At 62.7% G+C, this 5996-nt stretch carries 4 protein-coding genes and 2 pseudogenes; all 6 read right to left on the reverse strand.

All coding sequences use genetic code 11. The features are described from left to right. Positions 1-289: pseudogene (locus tag ASF34_RS15435) on the reverse strand (transposase); the annotation flags it as partial. Positions 290-447: 158 nt separating this feature from the next. After that, positions 448-774, reverse strand: coding sequence for a hypothetical protein (locus tag ASF34_RS15440; RefSeq protein ID WP_056162167.1), 327 nt, complete (start codon positions 772-774; stop codon positions 448-450). A gap of 142 nt (positions 775-916) precedes the next feature. Then, entirely contained in the window at positions 917-1219 is a 303-nt protein-coding gene (locus tag ASF34_RS15445; RefSeq protein WP_156465741.1) for an ATPase, T2SS/T4P/T4SS family, read from the reverse strand. A gap of 173 nt (positions 1220-1392) precedes the next feature. Then, a complete protein-coding gene (locus ASF34_RS15450) occupies positions 1393-3537 on the reverse strand; it encodes a hypothetical protein (protein ID WP_056162170.1) in 2145 nt (714 codons plus the stop codon). A gap of 892 nt (positions 3538-4429) precedes the next feature. After that, positions 4430-5473: an IS110 family transposase gene (locus ASF34_RS15455; RefSeq protein WP_056162171.1), complete on the reverse strand. Its 1044-nt coding sequence runs from the start codon at positions 5471-5473 to the stop codon at positions 4430-4432. Between the two features lie 120 nt (positions 5474-5593). Continuing rightward, a pseudogene (locus tag ASF34_RS22840) lies at positions 5594-5725 on the reverse strand (IS5/IS1182 family transposase); the annotation flags it as partial. Between the last annotated feature and the right edge of the window lie 271 nt (positions 5726-5996).

Raw genomic sequence — 5996 nt, forward strand, 5'->3', positions numbered from 1 at the left:
CGTCCGGTCGAGTTCACGCCGCAGACGGGCAATCTCGGCCGCCTGATCGGACCGCGATGACACCGGGCTCATCGGCGCGGTTCCTGGCAATCCCGCTGGCCGCGGTGGCGGGCAGCCGCCCATCAGCGCCGTGCGCCATTGCCTCAGCATCGACGGTTGGATCCCGAGTTCGGCCGCGATCTGCATCTGCGGCCGCCCGCTGCTTTCTAGCAGGGCCACCGCCTCGCGTTTGAACTCTGGCGTGACACCAAAGGTGCAGCGAAGCAAACTCGCGTCTCGTCTTGGCCATCAAACACCTTCCCCGCCCNGCAGGGCCACCGCCTCGCGTTTGAACTCTGGCGTGACACCAAAGGTGCAGCGAAGCAAACTCGCGTCTCGTCTTGGCCATCAAACACCTTCCCCGCCCATAACGAGCGTATCAGAGGTGTCCGTGAAACCAGGGGAGGATCAGACCGCGTCGAGCCGCAGGCGGGTGATGGCGGTGACGTGGCTGCGGCGCATCGCGTCGAGGAACCTGAGGGCCGAGAAGCCGCCGTCGCCCACCGGCACGAGGTCGCGCTCCGGCACCCAGCGGCGCGCCTGCAGGGCGAGTTGGCGACCGACGTCGAGCAGGGGCTTGTGCCGACGACCCTGCTGGCGGCAGGCACGCTCGGATGGCACCAGCGCGGTCAGGCCGAGGCCGAGGGCCTCAATGGCGGATCGACGGCCGGCGGCGATGTGGTTCGGGACGGCCGCGAACTCGACGCCGATCGTCTCGGCCTCCTCGTGGACCACGCGGTAACCGTACAGGATCCGGTCGGGGCGCCACGGCGTCAGGCGTTCCAGGCGGTGCGCCAGGATCGGGCCGAGATAGAGGCGCGCCGTGGCCGGAAGCTCGAGGCTGCGCCGCAGTACCGCCTCGGGCGGAAAGCAACGCTCAACTGCGGACCAGGACTCGGCGAGGAGGTCGGCGCGCGCGGCCGTGGAAGCCGCTGCCGCCGCAGGTGGGGCACCCCACCGCGCGGTGATAGTCGGTCCCTTCCGGCGCGGTCAGCCCGCGGGCGCGGTACAGGTCGAGCACCTCGGCGGCGCGCTCGGGAGTCGGCCGGCGGCACCGCTCGCACAGGCACCGGACGAGGACGCCGCGCAGGCTCGCGGCGATGAGGTAGGGCTCGACGCCCATATCGGCGAGGCGGACCACCGCGTCGGCGGCCGGGTTGGTGCGACTCAAAACCGGCAAGGTTCTCGCAACAAGGTAAGCAAACTTTCAGGCCACCCATTCAGTCTTGCGGGTATATAATTTTGATAAACTAGAATTTTTCTCAATCCTACAAAGCATTAAATCGAGGGTATTCACAATACTACATTGTGAATACCCTCGATTTTGTCCTCAATTACCAAATATCTGACGACCTACTTTTTAAGCGGCCCGAACTTCCAAGGGGGAGCACTTGCCAGGAGAGAGAGCGAGACGTCAGCACCGGTCGGAAGCTCGTTGAATGTCGCCTCGGGGATGCTGATCGTCATCGTCTTGCCGTCAGGCCCGATCGTGCCGCCGGGGATGGTCTTGTTACCCACCGTGAACCGGGGAGAGGCGTTGGTAAAAGGAAATGGCCGCTTCGAAGTGACCACGATGTCGACCATCGGTGCACTGCGCGATGCCCCTGCGGAGATCGCCCGAGCGGAAGAGGGCTTGCGCACGATCGTCATGGTGTTGGCGTCGGCCGCGGGATCGTGCGGAGGCATGGAGGTCGCCTGAACTTTGGCGGCGGCCATCCAAGCCGTAGGGCTCTTTGCAGAGCTCTGGGCAATGGCCTGTGCAGGCGCCGGATCGGATTTCAACAGCATCACGTCGCCAATATCCACGGTACCGATCTTTTGGTCATGGAAGGTAAAGCGTAGCGCCGTGATCTGACTCAGGTCTACCCCGCTCAGAGCCGACAGCGGAATTTGGACGGTGTACAGAATTGGGTGAAGAGTATCCGACATTCCGACCGGCCGGCTGATGCGCAAGGCCCGGCTGGTGAGATATGTCCTCGATAACTGGCCGTTGCCGTCTAGAAGCCGTACGCCAAAAGTAAGCTCGCCGTCGGCCGAAGCAGGGAAATCGCAGATCTCGCCGGAGCAGCGCAACGTGGTGCGGAACGACAAGGTCTTGAACGCCGACATGTCCTTGGCCGGGCGGAAATTCACCTGAAACAACTTACTTAGATTGGAATCTGCGGTCCACGACACGGTCGCGACCCGGGCTTCCGGCTCGTGCTCGAACCACCACTCGGTACTGCCAGGGCGCTGATGCACCACCTCAACACCTCTGGTCGTGGTGGGGATGCCGCTGTCGCTCTTGCCGGTCTGCTGTGAGAACGTCTCGAGTTTCTGCACAGCGGCGCCCACCGGTGCCGGCAGGTAACCTCGATCGACATTGGTAATGTCGAGGAGGGGCGACGGCAGTGAGTTGGCCGGGTCGAACTGCGCTGCCAGCGACGGGTCCGCCTTGGCGCCGACCGTGGCGCGGAAGAAGGGGATCAAGGTCTGAACAGCCGTCAGTTGCTGCGGCTTGGAGCGACCGGCCGGCTGAAAGAGGGCGTCGGTGCCGGAACAGCCCGGCGAATCCGACGTCTGCCATTCGGTGTTGTAGGCGTTATGGTTGGCGCCCCAAACATAGACGGTGCCGTGGAACGTCTTCGACGCGTCCGGCTTCCTGGTCAGGAAGGTGCGGTCGAAGACCTTCAAGCCCTGGAGGTTCAGAACGTCACCGTCACAGGCGGGCAGCAGGATCATGCTGTTGACCCCGTCTGCGTCGAGGACACGGTCAGTCTGACCATCGACAGGGCCGATCTCGAAGACCGACTTGATCGATAGGCCACGGATCAGAGCCGGGTAGGGACTGGCCGCGTCGCGAAACTGCTGGATCGCCGCGCGGGCCCCCTCGCCACCGCGGCTGTGCCCCATCAGGCCGACCTGCGACAGATCCATCGTTCCGAGCGGCTTGAACTTGAGCGTCTCCGGCACCGGGATCTTGCCGACCCCGCTGTTCCAGTCGGACAAGAGCGCCAGATGACGCAAGATGAGCCGGCCGCGCATCAAGTTGAGTCCCCAATCCCCCTCGCTACCAATGCCAGCAGTGATGCCGCGGTTCGCGTTGATGGAGACGACGATGTACCCCCACGAGGCGAGTTGCTTGGCCAGGTACTCGTAGCCAAGATGGTTCGGCACCACGACCTCGCCCGCCCCGCACTTGCCCGTATCCGTATAGGTAGCCCCGGAATCGACACGGACCTGGAGTTCCTTGTCGAATTTGCCGCAAGTGCCGTGGTTGCCGTGGAGGAATACCGCGACCGGGAGCGGTCCACCGGACAATTTCGTGGGCCTGTAGACCTCGGCCCAGAGATCGACCTTGCGGTCGGTGGCGACGAGCGGCTCGTCCCGACCGGCGAAACGGTACGACCCCGTAGTGACCGCGAAAGGACCGTCCTCAGCCTGAACGACCGTTGGAAGCGCGGTGCATACCGACGCAAGTGTAAAGACTGCGCATCGCAGCAAGGACTTCAACGACATAGGCTGGTCTCCAAACGACGAGAAAACTACGGAAACGACGAGCGGGGCAGGCGGCGTTTATGCTTTATTTTTGAATGTTATACTTTGAGCATTTGAGCAGGTTTCTGCCGGTGGCCCGCGTCAGTGGCCGCCGCGGCTGGCAGCGTTGCGGAAAGACTGCTTCGAAGCGCCGGCCAATATCTTGGATTGTCTGTTTCATGTGCGGATCTGATCTTCTTAAGACCCTGACTGTTCTACCCTTGCACTGTCTCAAGCGTTCCTGCCGCCCGATTTATGGGTAAAAAGGCCGAACACAAAAGTCTATAAAAGACACACTCCCGGTTAAATGATGTCCACACGGCCTATTGTTCGAACAAATGACTGGTTAATAATTTCCAGGTCAATTATTTTGCATAATTTCAAATTATACTGCAATAAACAGCAAGGATCATTATTTGATGAATTCGATTAATTTGTGATGTGCTGCGAGCGAATTTGAAAGTTTCGATCCGCTCCTGTTTTACAAAACAGGTTGGAGCGGGGCTCTTCTCGAAGATGTTGCCTGGTCCGAGCGCAGGAGTATGGGCCTACGGGAGACGCCAAGTCTTCTCAGAGTCTTCTCTGATTGGGGTTCGTGAGGCAATCTTCTCCTGATCGATGTTTTCTGGGCCCGGCTGTATCGCTCCCGCGGGTCACGCGCTTCTCTTCGCTGTCGGCGCGAAGCCGCCGCATGATGGGGTCAGGAGAGCGAGGCGTCTCAATCTGTTTAACGACCTGGTCTGCTGACGCGGACCGGTTCGGGACTCTCAACGAGATCGCCTCACCCATCGTCCCCACGGGAACGATCCGGGTCACCCTCGCGGGTGAAGTCTGGCTTGCCGTCGTCCAATTCGCTTCAGCAGGCGTATCTCGATCAGGCGGCTGCGACGGCCGCTGTCGGCTCCTTGCCGAAGCGGAACTCGATCCCGTCGCTCCACATCCGATGGAGGATGACGGCGAGCTTGCGCGCAACCGCCACGCGGGCCCGCGCCATGCCACGGTGTTTGGCGACCTGCATCCCCCAGGCGCGCAGGCTCGACCATTTGCGCGAGCGCGTCAGCAGGGAATGGGCCGCCTCGTAGAGCGCGGTACGGGCCAGTTCGTCGCCGCAGCGGCTGACCTTGCCCTGGATGTCGGTCTCGCCCGACTGATAGCGAGACGGTGTCAGGCCGAGATGCGCTCCGACGTTCCGGGAATGTCGGAACCGCTCTGGCTGATCGATGGTGGCGCGGAAGGCCAGCGCGGTGATCGGGCCGACGCCCGGCACACTCATCAGCCGCCGGCAGGCCGCCTCGCCGCGCACGATGACGAGGACCTGCCGGGTCAGCCGGTTGAGCTGCTCCAGCATCGTGGCCAGGATCGCCAGCAGCGGCGTGACGAGCGGCAGGATAAGGGGATCGTCGCCCGCCATCTCGCGCACCCGCCCGGCAAAGGCCGCGCGGGCCGGGGTGCCGAGCTTGATCCCGCCCTCGCGCAGGATCGCCCGCACCACATTCTCGATGGCTCGCATCTCGTTGAGCACGGTGCGCCGCGCCACCAGCAGAGAACGCCAGAGCCGGGACTGACGCGACTTGACGTGAACTTGCCGGTACCAGCCTGTGCGCATGATCTGAGCAAGCGTGCGGGCATCGTTGCGGTCGGTCTTGTTGGGCATCGTCTTCATGGCCGCGTTGGCGAGCCGCGTCTCGATGCAGACCGCCGGTAGACCCGCTGTCCGAAGCTCGTCGTGCAACCACGCCGTCAGTGAGCACGCCTCCAGGCCGATGCGCTCCAGGGGAAGGCCGAGCCCCGTCAGGGCAGCGATGAGGGCGGGAGGCTCGCTGGCAGCCCGCAGCTCCTTGATAATCCGACCCGTCTCATCGACCACGCAGATCGCGGTCTCTTCCAGGGAGACGTCGAGTCCGGCAAAGTACGTCATGGCTGCTCCTTCCTGATGCTGTGGCGATCCGACGTCGACCACGATCTCACATCTCGATAGGAGCAGCCGCCTTCAGTGAAATCACGGCGTGACCCCAATCACCCCATCTGTCCGGGATCATTATGAGGTTTGGCAGAGTTTTCGGATCATGAGGCGGACGGAAGCCCAATGGAGGAAGGCCAAAGCCTTTCGGCTGTGGCATTCCCAGTCCTTGGCGAGGCGTCGGCAACGGTTCAGCCAAGCGAACGTTTGAACCGCCCCGGGTTTCCTGGAGGCTCCAATTTTTGAGAAGATGGAGCCATGACGAAGCGAACCCCACCGTATTCTCCCGAAGTCCGCGAACGTGCCGTGCGGATGGTTTTCGACCACCAGAGCGAGCTGACCTTGCCCCCTGTTTGCCCCCGTTCATAACCAGAGTCTGTTCTGGTCGTGTCCCAGGGTGTGGTGTAGCTTCAGGGTGGTCATCGGCGGTTGCCGGGTAGGGTCGGGTTGCGACGACCAACCCCGAACCCGAGAGAACCCC

This window comes from Methylobacterium sp. Leaf106, from assembly GCF_001422895.1.
GTDB classification, from domain to species: domain Bacteria; phylum Pseudomonadota; class Alphaproteobacteria; order Rhizobiales; family Beijerinckiaceae; genus Methylobacterium; species Methylobacterium bullatum.

What these genes read in the sequence shown, in the direction of transcription:
- ASF34_RS15450 (WP_056162170.1), bottom strand. Translation starts at nt 3,537, where the DNA reads ATGTCGTTGAAGTCCTTGCTGCGATGCGCAGTCTTTACACTTGCGTCG.
- ASF34_RS15455 (WP_056162171.1), bottom strand. Translation starts at nt 5,473, where the DNA reads ATGACGTACTTTGCCGGACTCGACGTCTCCCTGGAAGAGACCGCGATC.